Below are 2,162 nucleotides of genomic sequence, written 5' to 3'. Positions count from 1 at the left end.
GGGCTCCGGCGCGTCCGCCGACGGTGCCGCCTGACAGACTCCCGCCCATGAACATCACTGCCGCGCCCACGAGTTGGGACGCATGCGTCGCACTCTTCGACTCCCGCGCCCTGCCCGTCTCCAGCTACGAGAACCTCTACGAGGAGACGTACGACGTCCACTCCGGCGCGCTGTCCGTCCCCGGCCCGCTCGACCTGGACGCGCTGGACCTGTACGGCACCGGGCTGGTCGTCGACGGCGACCTGACGGTGGCGGGCGCGGTCCTCAACGCGGACGACGGCTGCCCGGCCCTGGTCGTGCTGGGCGACCTGACGGCGGACGCCGTGCACCTGGAGGGCGACGCCAAGCTGCTGGTGCGCGGCCACGTCCGGGTCGGCGCGTTCGTCGGCCACATGACCGAGAAGCTGGTGATGATCGGCGGCGACCTGGCCGCCGGGGTGACGGTGCTCTCGGCCGGCTTCCTCCCCGACCTGGTCGGCGGCACCCTGACCGGCCCCGTCCTCGCCCCGCCGTACGCCCTGGCCGAACTCGGCCGCCCGGCGGCCGCCCCGCCCGCCTCCGAGGTGCTCGTCCCCGAGGTCCTGCTCGCCGACGGCGAGCAGGACCAGGACAGCTGCTTCGACGCCCCGGGCATCCACGGCGACCGCCTGTACGACCACCTCGCGGCGGGACGCCCGGTGCTGCGGGCCTAGCGCGGGGCGGAGCGCCTGGCGCGGCCCATCCGCATGCCCGTCACCAGCAGGGCGCCGACGAAGAGCACCGCGCCGATGACCAGCAGCCACAGCAGGCCCTTCACCAGCACGCCGACGAACCCGCACACCACGGCGATCAGCACGATCACCAGCAACCAGGCCACGTGGACCTCCCTCGGTCGTTCCGGCCGCCGTCGGCGGGGCCCGGCGCTACCGCCGGGCCCCGTCGGGCGGTGTCACCGGTGGCGCCCCTGGCCGGGGGTGTCCTTGCCGGTGGTGGGGGGCAACTTCTTGTCCCGGTCGGGCAGTTCGGCCTCGATGCGCTCCTTGCGCACCTCGCCGGTGACGGTCCGCTGCTCGACGTGCTCCTCGGTCACCAGGCGCACCCGCTCCACCGGGACGGCCTCGGTGCGCACCACCGGGCGCTCGCCGTGCAGGGTGACGTCGTACTCGGCCTCCGAGATGGGGTCGCCGGTCAGCGCCTCGCCCCGGTTGGCCTCGGTGATCGGCTCGCGCTCGATCCGGACCTCCTCGTGCCGCACCGGCACGGTCTGCTGCTCCTCCTCGGTGACGACGTACTTGCGCAGCCGGGCGTGCCCGGTCTCGTACCGCTCGATCCCGACGTGCATCCGCTCCTCCGAGCGGGTCATCGCGTCGTCGCCGCGCGCGGGCCGGCCGGTGCGGTGCGCCGTCCCGGACGCCATGGAGGCGTCGGCCCCGGCACGCGTGCCGGACAGGCCGGCCGTCCCGGCGGCTCCGGCCGCTCCGGCGGTCCCGGTGGCTCCGGCCATACCGGCGGTCCCGGCCGCTCCGGTGGTCCCGGGGGTGCCGGTCAGCCGGGTGTCGGCGGGGCTGGTGCCGGCTCCGGTGGTGCGCGCCGTCGTCGGCCTGGAGGCCGCCGCGCCGGCCGCTCCGGCTGCTCCGGCCGCACCCGCGGTCCCGGCCGCGGTTCCGGTCGCGTCCGGCGTGCCCGCGGTGCCCGTCCCGCCCTGCGAGGAGTGGGCCCAGCCGCCCTCGCCGGGTTCGTTGGCTGCCTTCCAGGCGTCGTCCCAGGCGATGCCGTAGTGGCGGTAGAGCCGGCGCTCCTCCTGCTCGGAGAGGTGGCCGCCGTTGTCCACGTCCACGTTCGGGGCGTCCTTGACCTTGTCCTTGGCGTAGGGGACCTGGAGGTGGCCGTCGACCACGTGCGCGTCCCGGATCGGGACGAAGGTCTCGCTGGCTCCGAACCAGCCGGTCTTCACGCTGACCCACTCGGGCTTGCCGGTGGCGTCGTCGAGGTAGAGGTGGTCGGCCTTGCCGATCTTGTTGCCCTGGGCGTCGTGGACGGGCTGGTGGAGCACGGAACGCATCTGTTGCTCGGTGATCATTTGCACACGCCTCCTTCACATTCCAGCACTGGCGCGCCTGGCCAGCCGCGGCAAAACGAAACACGCCGCCGCGGCGCGCCCCCGGTTTGGCATATGCCAAACC

At 74.3% G+C, this 2,162-nt stretch carries 3 protein-coding genes; 1 reads left to right on the top strand and 2 read right to left on the bottom strand.

Going from position 1 to position 2,162, the window contains the following annotated elements:
* Window positions 1-47: 47 nt before the first annotated feature.
* Entirely contained in the window at window positions 48-692 is a 645-nt protein-coding gene (locus ACFUEL_RS38870; RefSeq protein ID WP_380242804.1) for a hypothetical protein, read from the top strand.
* Here the strand turns inward: ACFUEL_RS38870 and ACFUEL_RS38865 are convergent.
* A complete protein-coding gene (locus tag ACFUEL_RS38865; RefSeq protein WP_380242802.1) occupies window positions 689-856 on the bottom strand; it encodes a hypothetical protein in 168 nt (55 codons plus the stop codon). The two genes, ACFUEL_RS38870 and ACFUEL_RS38865, sit on opposite strands and share 4 nt — an antisense overlap.
* A gap of 72 nt (window positions 857-928) precedes the next feature.
* Complete coding sequence (locus ACFUEL_RS38860; RefSeq protein ID WP_380242800.1) at window positions 929-2,059, bottom strand: PRC and DUF2382 domain-containing protein; 1,131 nt, start codon at window positions 2,057-2,059, stop codon at window positions 929-931.
* Between the last annotated feature and the right edge of the window lie 103 nt (window positions 2,060-2,162).

Source organism: Kitasatospora sp. NPDC057198, assembly GCF_042670125.1.
Taxonomy (GTDB): Bacteria; Actinomycetota; Actinomycetes; order Streptomycetales; family Streptomycetaceae; genus Kitasatospora.
Note: the sequence above shows the minus strand (reverse complement) of the source record. Positions and strands in the feature narration are given on the sequence as shown.